Origin of the sequence: Nonomuraea endophytica (genome assembly GCF_014203235.1) — a bacterium.
GTDB lineage: Bacteria > Actinomycetota > Actinomycetes > Streptosporangiales > Streptosporangiaceae > Nonomuraea > Nonomuraea endophytica.
Genome location: NZ_JACHIN010000010.1, coordinates 191,315 through 206,631 on the forward strand (window position 1 = coordinate 191,315; position 15,317 = coordinate 206,631).

At 69.1% G+C, this 15,317-nt stretch carries 13 protein-coding genes; 10 read left to right on the forward strand and 3 right to left on the reverse strand.

What is annotated here, in order from left to right; all coding sequences use genetic code 11:
- Positions 1-34 precede the first annotated feature (34 nt).
- Both HNR40_RS33455 and HNR40_RS33460 read right to left on the reverse strand, forming a co-directional pair.
- Entirely contained in the window at positions 35-796 is a 762-nt protein-coding gene (locus HNR40_RS33455) for an SDR family NAD(P)-dependent oxidoreductase (protein ID WP_184968491.1), read from the reverse strand.
- A gap of 25 nt (positions 797-821) precedes the next feature.
- A complete protein-coding gene (locus HNR40_RS33460; RefSeq protein ID WP_184968493.1) occupies positions 822-1,436 on the reverse strand; it encodes a hypothetical protein in 615 nt (204 codons plus the stop codon).
- Positions 1,437-1,593: 157 nt separating this feature from the next.
- Between HNR40_RS33460 and HNR40_RS33465 the strand changes: the two genes are divergently transcribed.
- The gene (locus HNR40_RS33465) at positions 1,594-3,834 is read left to right on the forward strand and encodes a HelD family protein (protein WP_184968495.1); all 2,241 of its coding nucleotides are present in this window, start codon (positions 1,594-1,596) and stop codon (positions 3,832-3,834) included.
- Between the two features lie 6 nt (positions 3,835-3,840).
- Here HNR40_RS33465 and HNR40_RS33470 read toward each other — a convergent pair whose 3' ends face one another.
- Positions 3,841-4,278 carry a MarR family winged helix-turn-helix transcriptional regulator gene (locus HNR40_RS33470; protein WP_312896622.1) on the reverse strand — a complete coding sequence of 146 codons (438 nt, stop codon included), beginning with the start codon at positions 4,276-4,278 and terminating at the stop codon, positions 3,841-3,843.
- Positions 4,279-4,381: 103 nt separating this feature from the next.
- On the opposite strand from HNR40_RS33470, the gene HNR40_RS33475 reads away from it, so the two are divergent.
- The 9 genes from HNR40_RS33475 to HNR40_RS33515 all read left to right on the forward strand — a co-directional run bounded on the left by HNR40_RS33475 (position 4,382) and on the right by HNR40_RS33515 (position 15,317).
- Positions 4,382-7,669 carry an efflux RND transporter permease subunit gene (locus tag HNR40_RS33475; protein ID WP_184968499.1) on the forward strand — a complete coding sequence of 1,096 codons (3,288 nt, stop codon included), beginning with the start codon at positions 4,382-4,384 and terminating at the stop codon, positions 7,667-7,669.
- Positions 7,557-9,581, forward strand: coding sequence for a recombinase family protein (locus tag HNR40_RS33480; protein WP_184968501.1), 2,025 nt, complete (start codon positions 7,557-7,559; stop codon positions 9,579-9,581). The genes HNR40_RS33475 and HNR40_RS33480 overlap by 113 nt, the downstream gene beginning before the upstream one ends.
- Positions 9,582-9,872: 291 nt before the next feature.
- On the forward strand, positions 9,873-10,589 hold the full coding sequence (locus HNR40_RS33485) for a hypothetical protein (protein ID WP_184968503.1): 717 nt from the start codon (positions 9,873-9,875) through the stop codon (positions 10,587-10,589).
- Positions 10,590-10,660: 71 nt separating this feature from the next.
- Complete coding sequence (locus tag HNR40_RS33490; protein WP_184968505.1) at positions 10,661-10,948, forward strand: hypothetical protein; 288 nt, start codon at positions 10,661-10,663, stop codon at positions 10,946-10,948.
- A gap of 60 nt (positions 10,949-11,008) precedes the next feature.
- Entirely contained in the window at positions 11,009-12,475 is a 1,467-nt protein-coding gene (locus tag HNR40_RS33495) for a UvrD-helicase domain-containing protein (RefSeq protein ID WP_184968507.1), read from the forward strand.
- A gap of 17 nt (positions 12,476-12,492) precedes the next feature.
- Positions 12,493-12,756: a hypothetical protein gene (locus HNR40_RS33500; RefSeq protein WP_184968509.1), complete on the forward strand. Its 264-nt coding sequence runs from the start codon at positions 12,493-12,495 to the stop codon at positions 12,754-12,756.
- Positions 12,753-12,977 carry a hypothetical protein gene (locus HNR40_RS33505; protein WP_184968511.1) on the forward strand — a complete coding sequence of 75 codons (225 nt, stop codon included), beginning with the start codon at positions 12,753-12,755 and terminating at the stop codon, positions 12,975-12,977. Before HNR40_RS33500 ends, HNR40_RS33505 begins: the two co-directional genes overlap by 4 nt.
- Before the next feature lie 133 nt (positions 12,978-13,110).
- Entirely contained in the window at positions 13,111-13,704 is a 594-nt protein-coding gene (locus HNR40_RS33510) for an ArdC family protein (RefSeq protein WP_184968513.1), read from the forward strand.
- On the forward strand, positions 13,701-15,317 hold the full coding sequence (locus HNR40_RS33515) for a DUF3560 domain-containing protein (RefSeq protein WP_184968515.1): 1,617 nt from the start codon (positions 13,701-13,703) through the stop codon (positions 15,315-15,317). The genes HNR40_RS33510 and HNR40_RS33515 overlap by 4 nt, the downstream gene beginning before the upstream one ends.

The following is a 15,317-nucleotide window of genomic DNA, read 5'->3' on the forward strand; positions in this document are numbered from 1 at the left end:
CGACGGGACGATGCCGAGGGCGTACGCGCCGCCGTCAGTGCACCGAGAAGCCGCCGTCGACGAAGAGCTGCTGGCCGGTGACGAAGGCCGAGGCGGACGAGGCGAGGAAGACGGCGGCGCCGGCGAAGTCGGCGGGCAGGCCGTTGCGGCCGCTCATGTGGCGGGCGGCGAGTTCCTCGGTGCGTCCGGGGATGGCCTGGGCGGGTTCGGTGAGCGGGGTCAGCACGAAGCCGGGGATGATCGTGTTGACGCACACGCCGTCGCGGGACCAGGCCTCGGCCTGGGAGCGGGTGAGGCCGGCGATGGCGGCCTTGGCGGCGCCGTACACGCCGCTGTTGCCGAAGGCGCTGTTGGTCTGCTGCGAGCCGATGTTGATGATACGGCCCCAGCCGCGCGCGGCCATGCGCGGGCCGTGGTGCTGGCCGAGGAGGTAGGGGGCGGTGAGGTTGAGCGCGATGGTTTGCTCGTAGTCCTCGTCAGTGAGCTCGGCCATGGGTTTGCGGATGTTGTTGGCGGCGTCGTTGACGAGGATGTCGATCTCACCGCCCTCCTCGACGACCCGGTCGAGGTCGGCCCGGTCGCCGAGGTCGGCGCTGATCCATGAGGCCTTGACCCCGTGCGCGGCCAGCCGGTCGGCGGCCCGGCGCAGCTCGGGCCGCCGGCGGGCGACGATGACCACCTCGGCGCCGGCGCGGCCGATGGCCTCGGCCATCGTGTAGCCGATGCCGGAGCTGCCGCCGGTGACGAGGGCGCGACGGCCGGCCAGGGAGAACAGTTCGGTCAGGTAAGCGGACACGGCCTCGAAGCTAGCAGCGCGCCCGTCACTCCCTCTCGGGCAGACGCTTCTTGACGGCGATGTCGGGCGGCATGATGCCGGGCAGCACCTTGAAGTGGCCGGGCAGGGTCTCGGGCCCGGCTTCCGGGCGGGTGAGGTCGGTGACCTGCTGGGCGGTGGCGCTGTCGCCCTCGACGGTGGCGGTGACGTGGACGGTGTCACCGTTCTTGACACCGGCGAGGCCCTCGCGGCCGGCGTTGACGCGGGTGGTGTCGTTGACGGTGTACTCGCGGGAGAAGTCGTCCTCGCTCTTGACGGTGATGCTGTCGGCGTCGGTGGCGGTGACCTCGCCGGTGTGGGTGGCGATGGTCTGGTAGCCGCCGCCGGCCTTGGGCACGACGACCTCGCTGCGGATGCCGCCCATGGCCCTGAGGTGGGCGCGCTTGGGCGGTTCCGCGCTGGCGCTCGGGGGTTCGGCGGTCGGGGTCTCGGTGGGCGCCAGGGTCTCGGTGGGCGTGGCGCTGTCGCTGGGGGCGGGGGTGGGCGAGGCGCTGGCCGCGGTGGCCACGCCCGCTCCGCCGGTGGTGGTGATCACCAGCGCGGCGACGGCGCCGATGATGAGCTTGCGCGGGAACACGCGGACAGGATCTATGTCGGTCATGGCATGCCTCCTCGATCTACCGGGGAGTCAATGCCGCACGCCGTAAAACGGTCGTAAGACGCAAAAACCGCGTGCGATCGCACGCGGTGGTATGGTGGAAGCTTGGCCTGATAATCGGCCGACAGCTACATATCTCCAGTTAGGAGTATACCACGCGATGTCCAATCGTCAAAGTGCTCTGGCTGAGGCGATCGAGTCCGAGCAGGTCAAGGTCTCGATGTTGTACGGCAGGCTTGACCTCGCGCGCGAGCGGGCCGAGCGGGCGTTGCGCGAGGTGCACGGCGGCGGCGGAGCGGGCCTGACCGCCCGGATGCTGGTCGAGCGCGAGGTCACCGCGGGGGAGCAGGCCGGCCGCCTGGCCCAGCTCCACGCGGTCGAGCGGGGCCTGTGCTTCGGCCGCATCGACGAGACCGGCGGCCGCACCATCTACATCGGCCGCATCGGCCTGCGCGACGACGAGCACGAGTCCGTCCTCATCGACTGGCGCGCGCCGGCCGCGCGCCCCTTCTACGTAGCCACCCCCGCCGACCCCGCCGGTCTGGTACGGCGCCGCCACCTGCACACCCGCGCGCGCACGGTGGTGGGCCTGGACGACGAGGTGCTCGACCTGGCCGGGATGAGCGAGCGCGACCGCCGCGACCTGGTCGGGGAGGCCGCGCTGCTGGCGGCGCTGCGCCGGGGGCGCACCGGCCGGATGACCGACGTCGTGGCGACCATCCAGACCGAGCAGGACCGGGTGATCAGGGCCGGGCTCCAGGGGGCGCTGGTGGTGCAGGGCGGACCCGGCACCGGAAAGACGGTCGCGGCGCTGCACCGGGCGGCGTACCTGCTCTACACCCACCGCGGCGCCCTCGACCGGCGCGGCGTGCTCGTGGTCGGCCCGAACCCGATGTTCCTGCGCTACATCGGCCAGGTGCTGCCCGCGCTGGGCGAGACGCAGGTGGTGATGGCGACGGTGGGCGAGCTGTTCCCCGGCGTGCGCGCCACCGTCCACGACCCGGCTCCTGTCGCGCTGGTCAAGGGCGACCTGCGGATGGCCGACTTCGTGGCGGCGGCGGTGCGCGACCGCCAGCGCCTGCCCGACGGCGACCTGGAGATCTCCTACGACGGCCTGCCGCTGCGGGTCGCGCACGAGACGTGCGCCGCGCTGCGGCGGCGGGCCCGCGCGGTCCGGCTGCCGCACAACATGGCACGCAAGCTGTTCGTGACCGAGCTGCTCAAGGAACTGGTCGTGGCCGAGGCGCGGGCCCTGGAGGCGGCGCTGCGCATCGAGGACCTGGACGACCCCGAGTACACGCCGCTGGAGCTGGATCGCGACCTCGACGAGACCGATCTCAGGCTGGGCTCCGAGCGCCTGTGGGCGGAGGAGACGGTACGCCGCGCGGTCGACGAGCTCTGGCCGGAGCTGACTCCGCAGCGCCTGATCGGCGAGACGTTCGCCGACCCGGAGGCGCTGGCCAGGACCGTGCCGGAAGGGCTCGACCGCCAAGTTCTGCTGCGGCCCCTGGACGCCGCGTGGACGGTCGGCGACGTCCCGCTGCTGGACGAGGCGGCCGAACTCCTGGGCGAGGACGACTCCGCCCGGCGCGCGGCCGCCCGCGAGGGCGACGGCGAGCGCGAGGAGGAGGAACTGTTCGCGAGCGAAGTGGTGCGGCTGGCCGGCGTCGGCCACCTGCTGGAGGGCGGCGGCCTGGCCGAGCGCCACCACGACGACGGGCCGTGGCAGAGCCTGGCCGAGCGGGCCGCCGCCGACCGCAGGTGGGCCTATGGCCACGTGATCGTGGACGAGGCGCAGGAACTGTCGGCGATGGCCTGGCGGCTGGTCATGCGCCGGGTCCCGGCCCGCTCGCTGACCGTGGTGGGCGACGTGGCGCAGACCGGCTCGGCGGCCGGGGCGCGCACGTGGGCCCAGATGCTCGATCCCTATCTGGAGGGCCGGTGGCGGGAGGAGCGGCTGCTGGTCAACTACCGGACGCCGGTGGAGATCATGCGGCTGGCCGCCGACGTGCTGCGGGAGATCGACCCCGGGCACGAGCCGCCGGAGTCGGTGCGTGAGGGCGGCGCCGAGCCCAGAGCGGTGGCGGGCGGGCCCGAGGTGCTGCCCGGCCTGGTGGCGGCCGAGCTGGCGGCGATCGGGGAGGGCCGGGCCGGGGTGATCGTCTCCGACGCCGGGCACGCGCGGGTGGCGGCGTTGTTCCCGGGCGGCGACGACCTCGACGCGCCGGTGGCGGTGCTGACGGTGACGCAGGCCAAGGGGCTGGAGTTCGACACGGTGGTGGTGGTCGATCCGGCGGGGATGAGCGGGCGCGACCTTTATGTGGCGGTGACGCGGGCGACGCGGCGGCTGACGGTGGTGCACGAAGGACCGCTGCCGAGGACGCTGGCCCGGCTGGAGTAGCCGGGTTCAGAGACAGTGGGCCACTTCGTGGATCTTCTCGGTGACCTCGGCGAGTGTCTTCAGGGTGTCGAGGTCGAGGCGTTCCATGATGCGGCGGAAGTGGCCGAGGCCGGTGTCGTTGATCTGCTCGATCAGCTCGCGGCCGGCGTCGGTCAGCCGGATGCGGCGTACCCGCCGGTCGTGCTGGTCCTCGTAGCGGCTGACCAGGCCGTGGGCGACGAGGCGGTCGACGATGCCGGTGACCGTGCCCAGGCCGACGCCGAGGCTGTGCGCGAGGTCCTGACCGGAGGCCGAGCCGTGGTAGGACACGATCATGACGACCTTGAGCTGACGCAGGGTCAGGTTGCTGTCGAAGAGGGGTGATCGATCTTGGGTGAGGAATCGTCCCAGCTCACGATGAGTCTCGGTGATCCGGCGGATCAGTTCGGCGCGTTCGTCGTCCACACTCACCCCTTGCTTCCTGAGAAGGTTATCAGGAAGTCCATAGGTCGTTAAATATTCGTGCAAGGCGAAGTGTTAGTCTGGGGCGAACTCTGAAGGGACCCCCATGACCGCTTTCGCCCGGTTGAGCCTTGTCAACCGCAGCCTTGTGATCTTGGTCGCGATCGTGCTCAGCGCGTTCGGCGCATTCACGATTCCGCAGTTGAAGCAGCAGTTGCTGCCCTCTTTGGCCTTCCCCGGCGCGTTCGTGGTCGCTCCTTATCCGGGCGCCTCGCCGGAGATCGTGGAGGACCAGGTCACCAAGCCCATCGAGGACTCCTTCAAGGGCATCGAGGGCATGGAGCAGATCACCTCCACCTCGAAGGAGGGCCTGGCCCAGATCCAGGTGGCCTTCGCTTTCGGCACCGACATCGAGGCCTCGCTCAACAAGATGCAGACGGCGGTCAGCCGCATCCAGTCACAGCTGCCGGACAACGTCGATCCGCAGGTCGTGGCCGGCAACACCGACGACATCCCGGTGATGGTGCTGTCGGTGGGCGACGGCGGCGACTCCCGGGCGATGGCCGAGAAGCTGCGCACGATCATGGTGCCGGAGTTGCAGGCCGTCGAGGGCGTACGCGAGGCGTCGGTCACCGGCACCCGCGACGAGGTGGTCACCATCACCCCCGACGCCAAGAAGATGGCCAAGGCGGGCGTGTCGGCGGCGCAGATCCCCGAGGTGCTGAAGGCCAACGGCACGCCGATCCCGGCCGGCTCGCTGACCGATGACGGCAAGTCCCTGTCGGTCCAGGTGGGCGCCCGGGTCGACTCGCTGAACAAGCTCAAGGACCTTTACCTCACCCCGGCCCAGCCCCAGGCTCAGCCGCAGAACCCGGCCCAGGCACAGCCGCAGGGCCGGCCGCAGGGTCAGCCCCAGGGGCAGCCGCAGGGCCGCCCGCAGACCGGCCAAGCCCCGCCGCAGGCCATCCCGACGCCGAAGCCGCTCAAGCCGGTCAAGCTCGGCTCCGTGGCGACGGTCGAGCGCGGCCTGGCCGACGCGAGCACGATCACCCGCACCGACGGCCACACCAGCCTCGGCGTGTCGGTGACGATGTCGCCCGACGGCAACGCCGTGACGATCTCCGACGAGATCCGCGAGAAGCTGCCCGAGCTGACCAAGTCGCTGGGCGACTCCTCGAACACCGCGGTCGAGGTGGTCTTCGACCAGGCCCCCTACGTCCAGGAGTCGATCAAGAGCCTGACCACCGAGGGCCTGCTCGGCCTGGCCTTCGCCGTGCTGGTCATTCTGGTCTTCCTGCTGTCGGTGCGCTCGACGCTGGTGACCGCGGTCTCGATCCCGCTGTCGGTGGTCATCGCGCTCATCGCGCTCTGGGCGGGCGACTACTCGCTCAACATGCTGACGCTGGGCGCGCTCACGATCGCCGTCGGCCGCGTGGTCGACGACTCGATCGTGGTGCTGGAGAACATCAAACGCCATCTCGCGTACGGCGAGGCCAAACTCCAAGCCATCTTGACCGCGGTCCGCGAGGTGTCGGGAGCGGTCACCGCCTCCACATTGACCACGGTGGCGGTGTTCGCGCCGATCGCGGTCGTCGGCGGCATGGTCGGCGAACTGTTCGGCCCGTTCTCGGTCACGGTGGCCGTCGCCCTGCTGGCCTCGCTCGTGGTGTCGCTGACCGTGGTGCCGGTGCTGGCGTACTGGTTCCTGAAGACGCCGAAGCTGACGCCCGAGCAGGCGCGCGCCTACCGCGAGAAGGCCGAGGCGAAGGAGCTGCGCAGCCCGCTGCAGCGCATGTACCTGCCGGTGCTGCGCTTCGCGACCCGCTTCCGGGTGGTGACGCTGCTCATCGGCGTGGCCGTGTTCGTCGGCACGATGGGCCTGGCCGGGCAGATGCGCACGAACTTCCTGGACTCCTCCGGGCAGAACACGATCTCGATCAGCCAGAAGATGCCGGTCGGCACCGACCTGAAGACGACCGACGCGGCGGCCAAGAAGGTGGAGGACTCGCTGTCCGGCCTGGACGGCGTGGAGTCCTACCAGGTCAACGTGGGTGGCGGCAACCAGATGCAGGGTGGCGTCGGCGGTGGCGCCGACCGGGCCTCGTACTCGGTGACGCTGAAGGAGGACGTCGACACGGTCGCGGTGGAGCAGCGCATCCGCGAGCGGCTGGAAGGGCTGAGCGGCGTCGGCGAGGTGAAGGTCGGCGCGCAGAGCGGCGGGTTCTCCTCCGACTCGATCGACGTGATCGTCCAGGCGCCGGAGGCGGAGTCGCTGCGCACGGCGTCCGAGGCGGTCAAGACCGCGATGGCCGACGTGCCGGGCCTGCGTGACGTGTCCTCGAACCTGGAGGCCAGCGCGCCGCGCGTCGAGGTGCGGGTGGACCGGGAGAAGGCGGCCGAGAAGGGCCTGTCGGAGGCCCAGGTGGGCCAGGCCGTGGCGCAGGCCTTCCGCGGCGCGCCGCTGGGCGAGATCACGCTCGACGGCCGCTCCTCCGACCTGGTGCTCCGCGGCGACGACGCGCCCGCCGACATCGAGGAGATCGAGAAGCTGAAGCTGCCGACCGCGGCCGGCCTGATCAAGCTGTCGTCGGTGGCCGACGTCGAAGAGGTGGCCGGGCCGACGCAGGTCTCGCGCATCGACGGCGAACGCTCGGCGACGATCTCGGCCAAGGCGGCCGGCAGCGACCTGGGCAGCGTCACGCAGACGCTGACGACCAAGCTGGACGGCGTGGCCCTGGGCGCCGGCGCCTCCTACACCATCGGCGGCGTCTCGGCCGACCAGGCGGAGGCGTTCTCGGACCTGGGCATCGCGATGCTCGCGGCGATCGCGATCGTCTTCATGATCATGGTGGCGACGTTCCGCTCGTTCATCCAGCCGCTGATCCTGCTGGTGTCGATCCCGTTCGCGGCGACGGGCGCGATCGGCCTGCTCGTGGCGACGGACACGGCGCTGGGCGTGCCGGCGTTGATCGGCATGCTGATGCTGATCGGCATCGTGGTCACGAACGCGATCGTGCTGATCGACCTGATCAACCAGTACCGCGAGCAGGGCATGGGCATCGTCGAGGCGGTCGTCGAAGGCGGCCGGCGCAGGTTGCGGCCGATCCTGATGACGGCGGTGGCGACGATCTGCGCCCTCACCCCGATGGCGCTGGGCGTGACCGGGTCGGGCGGATTCATCTCGCAGCCGCTGGCCATCGTGGTCATCGGCGGCCTGATCTCCTCGACCCTGTTGACCCTCGTGTTGGTGCCCACGCTTTACGTTGGTGCAAGCATGACGCATGAGCGAATCAAGAAGCGGCGCGCTGGCCGTGGCGGGTCTGATTCCGGCGATCGGGTACATCCGCGTCTCGATGATGCTGGAAGAGAAAATCTCGCCAGCCATTCAGCGTGACTCCATTGAGTCCTACGCCGCCCGGCGGGGTTACTACATCCCGCCGGGCATGTGGCCCGAAGGCGGCTGGATAGAAGACCTGGACGTGTCCGGACGGACATTTCAGCGCAAGATCATGGACGCGATTGCCCAGGTCGAGAAGGGGACGTCCAAAGCAATCCTCGTCTGGAAGTACTCCCGGTTCGGCCGGAACCGGACCGGGAACCAGCTCAACCTCGCCAGAGTGGAAGCAGCCGGCGGTGAGCTGATCTCCTCCACTGAAGAGGTGGACGCGCGTACTGCGGTGGGGAAGTTGACCCGCGGCGTGCTCATGGAGATCGCTGCCTTCGAGTCGGATCGGGCTGGCGAGTCGTGGGCCGATGCGTATCAGAACCGGGTCGCGCGTGGTCTGCCGCCCTACGGTCGCGCCTACTTCGGGTACATCCGGCGCGGGCGCATGCCTCACCCTCTCTCGCCGACGCACACCCTACGAGATCCATCTGACGGCGAAGAGCGCTACGAGCCGGACATGGAGTCGGGCGCCGCCGAGATGCACGCCGAGCTGTACGAGACGTGGGTCGTGGACCAGAACTTCGCGTCCCTGGCCCGGGAGCTGAATCGGAGGGGCTTCAGGACCTCCGGCGGTCTCCTATGGAGCGCCGAGACCGTTTTGCAGCTCATGGACAGGGGCTTCGCCGCTGGCCTGATCCGCATCCACGATCCGGAGTGCGCTTGTCGTAGGCCCTCCCGCTGCCCGCGCAAGGTCTTTCGGCCTGGAGCTCACGAAGCTCTCATCAGCCCGGAGCTGTGGGCGAAGTACCAGGCGTTGCGAGCTGGGAGGGTCATTCGCCGGGTCCGTTCTGTCCATCACTACGTGTCGTTCATCACCTGCTGGCACTGCGGCGGTGGCATGCACCTGTTGCAGCATTCTGCCTCGTTCTTCTGCGGATCCAGGGCTCGCCACGACGAGGAGGTGTGCGGATCGCGGCATGTGCCTAAGCGCGCAGTGGATGAGGCGGTGGTGAGCGTCCTTCGGGGGTGGGCACCGGAGATCGAGGCTGCCGCCGCGGCCGTGACTGTCGAGCCCGCGCAGCGTGAGAAGGACGTGCGTCGGCTGACGAAGGAGGTGGAGCGGGTCGCGGCAGATCTCGACCACCAGACCCTCCTGCTGACCCGCCGCCTGATTCCTGAGGATTCGTATCTGCGTACCCGCGACGCGTTGCTGGCGGAGCAGCAGAGGTTCCGGGAGTCTCTCCGGCAGTTGGAGGTGGATTCCGAAGAGACTCGGATCTCGCATCATGCCGCCCGGCAGGTCATGGACGGCCTCGTGGCGGAGTGGCCGAGTCTGGGTGTGCTGGAGCGTCGCTCCTTGCTGATGCAGGTGATCGAGCGTGTGGCGGTGGAGAAGCCTTCGTATGAGCAGGCGTGGCTGTGGATCTACCCGACGTTCGAGGGGGAGGCCAAGCGGGTCCGTCTGGGCGGGAAGGCTCAGCTTGAGCGGACCACGGAGACGGTCTTGAGGATGCTGACGGACGCAGGCGGCCGGTCGCTGGGGGCGGGGGAGTTGCGTTCGGCGGTGGGGGTCTCGCAGCCGACGTTCGGCCGGGCGATGCAGGACCTGATGTCGTTGGGTGTTGTCGCTCGGGAGGGCAAGGGGCCGATTACTCGGTACCGGCTGTTGAAGCCGATGCCTGCGCAGCCCACGCTCGATGCCGTGAAGACGGAGATCGTCCGGGCGCTGGTGGAGGCTCGGGGGGAGTCGCTCGGTGCTCGTGAGTTGCGGGTGCGAGTCGGGGCGACGTTGCCGACGTTCGGTCGGGCTGTGATGGTCCTGGCGGCTGAGGACGTCCTGGCGCGTGAGGGGAAGGGTAAGTCGTCGCGTTATCGTCTGGCTCATAAGGCAAGCCGTATCGCTGGCCAGAAACGTCTGTAGGGGTCGCTGGGGGAGTTTCGGGACGGGTTGAACCTTGGGGGTCTGGTCGGGTTGTCGGTGCGTTTGGGGACCGTCTGAGCTGGTCACAGCACGACATTTGGTTTAGTTGCGAAAACGCAAGCGTCATGAGAAGATCACCGAAGACCAAACACAGTCTGAGCTGCGAAAACGCCGCACGAAGGGGCCGCGCCAACCGGCTCCGAACCTAGAAGCAGAACACAACCCACAAGCCAAACCGCCAGCAGGGACCGGCAAACGCCGGTCCCTGCGGCATTTCCCGGAAGGAACGCCATGCCCCAGACCCGCTACGTCGCTACCGGCATCGTCGAACCGAACACCTTCCTCGCCGACCTCGACGGTGAGAAGCTGCACGAGCACTACCTGGTCGTCATCACCCAGGCCGACACCGACGAGCCGGAAACCGACAGCCAGAGCCTCTTCGCCAGCGAGATGGTCGTCGCCGTCCTCGACACCCTCACCTGCCTCTGTCGGCCGATCCCCGACTGGGACCAGTTCCTCGCTGGCCACGGCTGGAAGCGCCCCGGCAACGCGACCTGGGAAAAGAGCGGCGGCTGCTTCCACACCGAAGTCGTCGCCGACGACCCCGCCCAGGTCCCGCCGCCGGTGGAGTACGAGGCCGGCGAGCCGCTCCCGCTGTACGTGAAGGCCGCCGAGGCGCGAGCCGCGGGAACGTGCACGGAGTACATCATCGACGCCGTGGCCTGGGCCGCCGCTGAAAGCGCCAACCTTGACCGCTACGCCCTCACCTGGACGGAGCTCTACCACCGGATCGAGGACAGCGCCCACGACGCCGCCGCCATCGCCGCTGGTTCCCTGAACACGACGGTGGGCACGGCGACGGGCCGGGACGCCCAGCTGATCGTCTCGGCCGCGATCGACGCCACCTACGAGCTGCTGGCTGCCGAGCCCGCGTCCTGCCGGACCTGCGACGGGATCGCAGTTTCCGTCTCCCAGGGCCAGCCGGTCTGCCGGAACACTGGCCACTAACCCGCAAGCCAAACCGCTTTCCAGGCCGCGTCCAGCCAGCACGGCCCGACCTCACCCGACAAGGAGCCCCGATGTACAGCCTGATCCCCCTGCGAACGATGGCGGAAGGTCTCGGCAGCGGCAACGAGCTGCCCGCCGTTGTCCTCGCCGACTGCCTGCTGCTGAACCTCCGCGCCCTCCAGCAGGCAGCGGACCCGGTCCTGACCGGCGAGGACCACGCCTTCGGCGACGTCCGCCAGGCCCTCATCAAGGTTCTCGGCACGCAGGACTGGGGTCCGGAGATGGCCGCTGAGGCGGTCGCCTTCGCCCTGGAGCACTGCGTGAACATCCGCGACGCGATGCTCTCCGTTCAAGCCTGACGCTCGCCGATTCCGCCCCGGCGCTACAGGCCGGGGCGGCCCCACCCGAAGGAGATGGCCATGGCCCCCACCCCCACCATCGAGCAGCAGTCCGTCATCGACGCCTACCTCACCGGCAAGAACCTCGTGATCGAGGCCGGCGCCGGAGCGGGAAAGAGCTCCACTCTGAAGATGTGCGCCGCTACCACCCGCGGCAGGAAGGGCCTGTACCTGGCCTACAACAAGAGCATCCAGGCTGACGCGGCCAAGTCGTTCCCGCCGGACGTCACGTGCAAGACCGCTCACTCCCTGGCCTTCGGCGCGGTGGGCCGCCTGTACGCCCGTCGTCTCAAGGCTCCTCGAATGCGAGCCTTCGACATCGCCAAGGCGCTGAAGATCAATGAGCCGATCCGCGTCAACGATCTGCTGATCTCGCCGCAGATGCTGGCCCGCGTCGTCATGGTGACGGTCGCCCGCTTCTGCCAGTCCGGATACACCGAGATCACCAACCAGCCTGTGCCTCGCCTCACCGGCTTGGACGACTACGACACGATGGCCGTCCTCCGGACGGTGGTGCCGCCGCTCGCGGCAGCAGCGTGGGCCGATATTCGCCGGACGGACGGGCGGCTCCCGTTCTCCCATGACGCCTACCTGAAGATCTGGTCGCTGTCCGAGCCGCGACTGCCCTACGACTACGTGCTCCTGGACGAGGCGCAGGACTCCAACCCGCCGGTCATCTCCATCGTGGAGGGGCAGCGGAACGCCCAGAAGATCATCGTGGGGGACTCTGCCCAGTCGATCTACGGTTGGCGCGGCAGCGTGAACGCCATGGCCTCCTTCGACGGGGTGCGCCTCACGCTGTCACAGAGTTTCCGCTTCGGCGAAGCGGTTGCCGAAGAAGCCAACAAGTGGCTCGACCTCCTCGACGCCCCCCTTCGGCTGACCGGGTTCGACCAGATCAACTCCCGCCTCGACGAGCTGCCTGACCCGGACGCGATCCTGTGCCGTACCAACGCGGCCACCCTGCGACAGGCGGTCGAGCAGATGGAGGCACATCGCCGGGTGGCCATCGTCGGAGGCGGAAGTCAGATCAAGTCGCTGGCTGAAGCCGCGATCCAGCTGAAGGCGGGGGCCGGGTGCGCGCACCCCGAGCTGTTCGCCTTCCAGACCTGGGGCCAGGTTCAGGATTATGTCGAGCAGGAGGAATCCGGCTCGGACCTGGCCCCCATGGTGCGGCTGATCGACCAGTTCGGGCCAGACGAGATCATCTCGCTCATCGAGGGCCTGGCTGCGGAGGACCGCGCCGACGTGGTGTTGTCCACCGCGCACAAGAGCAAGGGCCGGGAGTGGCACCGCGTGCGGATCGCTGACGACTTCCCGGAGCCGAAGCGTACGGCCGACGACAAGCCGGGAAAGGTCAGCGCGGCCGACGCGATGCTCGCCTACGTCACGGTTACTCGCGCCCAGTTCGTCCTCGACCGGGGCGGCCTGGCCTGGGTGGACGAGTACACCAAACCCGCAAGCGAAACCGCCATCAACAACACCTGATCTAGGTGGAGAACATCATGACTGAAGTGCCCACCTTCAACCCCGACCGGTCCATCCCTGTCGTCCTCACTGAGGGCCTGGTGCTGGACATCCTGTACGGCCTAGAGCAGGCCGCCGCCGAGTATCACGAGGTGGGATTCTGCGCCGACTGCAACCGCACGGTCAGGGAATCCGGGATCTCTGACCTGCCCTGCGAAAACCATGCCATCGACTTCGCGAAGGCAGACAGATGGCTGGACGCCATCGCCGCGCTGAAGAAGCTGACTGGGATCACCGTATGACCGCCGTCGTCTGGTCGAACCTCATCCGGCCGCTGGAGTCCAACTGGCCGTGCGCGGCCCCCGGCTGCGCCGACCCCGCCGAGGTGGCCATCACCGCCGACGGCTGGCGCTATGGCCTGTGCTGGGCCGATGCGGAGCGGTACCCCAGCTTCGACCCCGAGCTCCTCGACAACCGGACCGCCGCGGCGTCTTCCGAGACGCCCCCGCTTCCCACGCCTTGACCGAATGCGGGCGGCTCGACAGCCACGGGCCGCCCGCGCAAACCCGCAAGCGAAACCGCTATCGATAGGACCTCACCCGAACATGGCACCAAGAACCAAGGCCCGGCGTCAGCGCCGACGCGTCACCGACGACATGAAGAACAAGGCTGCCGAGAAGAAGGCGGTGGCCAACGCTCTGCTGGAAAGCTACGCAGAGCTGCTTATCGCTGACCCGGGCGAGCTGGACCTGTTCTGCGCGATGGCGGCCAGCATCGGCGTCAAGAACGACCCCGCCGACGAGAGTGCCGAAGGCTACTCGGCGAAGAACGTGATGCTGCTCGCCGCGCAGCGCAGGCCCATCTCCCACTGCGGCAGCTTCAGCTACTGGCTCGCCCAGGGCCGCTGCGTCAAGAGCGGCGAGAAAGGCATGGTCACCTTCCGCCGCGCAGGCCGCAAGAACGAAGACAGCGAGGAGGACAAGAAGGCCCGCGAGAAGGGCGAGATCACGATCCCGCCCAAGGTGCGCTGGTTCGTCAAGGGCGGCACGTTCGACGTGCGCCAGACCCGCCCGATCGAGACCTGCCTGTTCTGCGGCACTACCCCGGCCAGCGCCGACGACACCACCACTGAGTGCCCCGCCACATGCGAAGTGTTCGCGCTGCGCTCCGGCCCTGTGGTCGACCCCGGCGCCGCGCTGACGCTCGCCGAGGAGATCGTCGCGGCGGGGGAAGACGAGGCCGACCTGTGATCACGATCAGGCACACCCACGTCGACGGCACGCTGGTCGAGGGCACGAGGAAGGGCGACGGAGCCTGGGAGATCCTCAAGCCGATCGGGTTCCACTACTTCCCGTCCATCCGCGCCATCGGCATCCGGCACTCCCGCGACCGGGTCGCCGACCGCTGGAAGATCAACCGAGGCGCGGAGAAGCTGCGCGAGGCCGGATTCGAGGTGGCAGTCGAGATCGACGACGAGCACCGCGACCGGGCGACGGTGCTCGCCGATCAGGCCGACCGGCTGGAGGACCGTCGCCACGCGTTGGAGAACAAAGCAGAGCGTCACGCTGGCCGGGCCGCCTCCGCGTACGGCAGGGCCCACGAGATCGCGGACGGCATCCCGATGGGCCAGCCGATCCTCATCGGGCACCACTCCGAGCGGCGAGCCCGTAAGGATCGGGAGAAGATCGACCGGGCAATGCAGACCGGGGCGCAGGAGAGCGACCTCGCGCACGAGACGGCACGCCGTGCGAACGCAGTCGGCTCAGCTGCCGCCCACTCCGCCAGGCCCAGGGTGACCGCCCGCCGCATCAAGAAGGCGGAGACCGAACTGCGCGGCATCCAGCGGAGCCTGGACGGATACGAGCGGGTGTTCCGGGATTACAAGGGCGATCCGTACTACATCGAGACCCACCAGCCCGTCACCGGCCAGCAGCGCGAGCAGCTGCTCGCCCGCAAGGCACAGCTGGAGGACCAGCTCGCCTACGACAAGCAGCAGGTCGCCGCCGCCGTCGAGGAAGGCGTGCTCGTCGAGTACGGCAAGCACAATGTGCACGTCGGCGACCGGGTCTGGGCGTGGGGCTACAACGGGCTGGCCATGAGGGTCAACACGGTGACCGTGCGGCTGGACTTCCGCGACCACTGGCAGCCGAAGGTGCCGTTCACCGACGTGCTGAAGGTGGAGTGTCCGCACGCCGACGATGGGCCGGTCGTCGCAGCCACCAGCAGCCGGCCAGTGGCGAAGCGGGAGAAGGTGGCGGTCGCCCCGATCGTGGACCAGGAGGCGATGGCCGCCCTCAAGTCGAAGGTCGCCGCGGTGAACACCACGGCGTCGGCGCACTTGGATGTGTTCGTCACCCCTCCGGAACTCGCCGTCCGGCTTGCGGCCCAGGCCGGAGTTCGGGCAGGGGTCACGGTGCTGGAACCTTCGGCGGGTACGGGCAACATCGCGCGAGCGGCTGCGGCGTGCGGCGGGCTGGTGGACTGCGTGGAGTTCCACCCGGGCATGGCGGGACAGCTCGCCGACGCCGGTCTTGCTCGGGCGGTCCTGGCCGCGGACTTCCTCACCGTCGACCCCGGACTTGAAGAGCTCCGCCCGGATGGCTACGACGCCGTGATCATGAACCCGCCGTTCCGATCCGGTAAGGACATCGCGCACGTCAACCACGCGCTCAGGTTCGTCAAGCCGGGCGGGACCTTGGTCGCCGTCATGAGCGCGGGAGTGGCGCATGGTACGAGAACCGCTGCCGTCGCCTTCCGCGGCATGGTAGAGGCCCGCGCCGGTCGGATCGAGCAGCTGCCGGCGGAGACGTTCAAGGCGTCGGGGACTCTGGTCAGAGCTCTCCTCGTCGTCATCCCCGGCTGA

What these genes read in the sequence shown, in the direction of transcription:
- HNR40_RS33460 (WP_184968493.1), bottom strand. Translation starts at nt 1,436, where the DNA reads ATGACCGACATAGATCCTGTCCGCGTGTTCCCGCGCAAGCTCATCATC.
- HNR40_RS33465 (WP_184968495.1), top strand. Translation starts at nt 1,594, where the DNA reads ATGTCCAATCGTCAAAGTGCTCTGGCTGAGGCGATCGAGTCCGAGCAG.
- HNR40_RS33475 (WP_184968499.1), top strand. Translation starts at nt 4,382, where the DNA reads ATGACCGCTTTCGCCCGGTTGAGCCTTGTCAACCGCAGCCTTGTGATC.
- HNR40_RS33480 (WP_184968501.1), top strand. Translation starts at nt 7,557, where the DNA reads ATGAGCGAATCAAGAAGCGGCGCGCTGGCCGTGGCGGGTCTGATTCCG.
- HNR40_RS33485 (WP_184968503.1), top strand. Translation starts at nt 9,873, where the DNA reads ATGCCCCAGACCCGCTACGTCGCTACCGGCATCGTCGAACCGAACACC.
- HNR40_RS33490 (WP_184968505.1), top strand. Translation starts at nt 10,661, where the DNA reads ATGTACAGCCTGATCCCCCTGCGAACGATGGCGGAAGGTCTCGGCAGC.
- HNR40_RS33495 (WP_184968507.1), top strand. Translation starts at nt 11,009, where the DNA reads ATGGCCCCCACCCCCACCATCGAGCAGCAGTCCGTCATCGACGCCTAC.
- HNR40_RS33500 (WP_184968509.1), top strand. Translation starts at nt 12,493, where the DNA reads ATGACTGAAGTGCCCACCTTCAACCCCGACCGGTCCATCCCTGTCGTC.
- HNR40_RS33505 (WP_184968511.1), top strand. Translation starts at nt 12,753, where the DNA reads ATGACCGCCGTCGTCTGGTCGAACCTCATCCGGCCGCTGGAGTCCAAC.
- HNR40_RS33510 (WP_184968513.1), top strand. Translation starts at nt 13,111, where the DNA reads ATGAAGAACAAGGCTGCCGAGAAGAAGGCGGTGGCCAACGCTCTGCTG.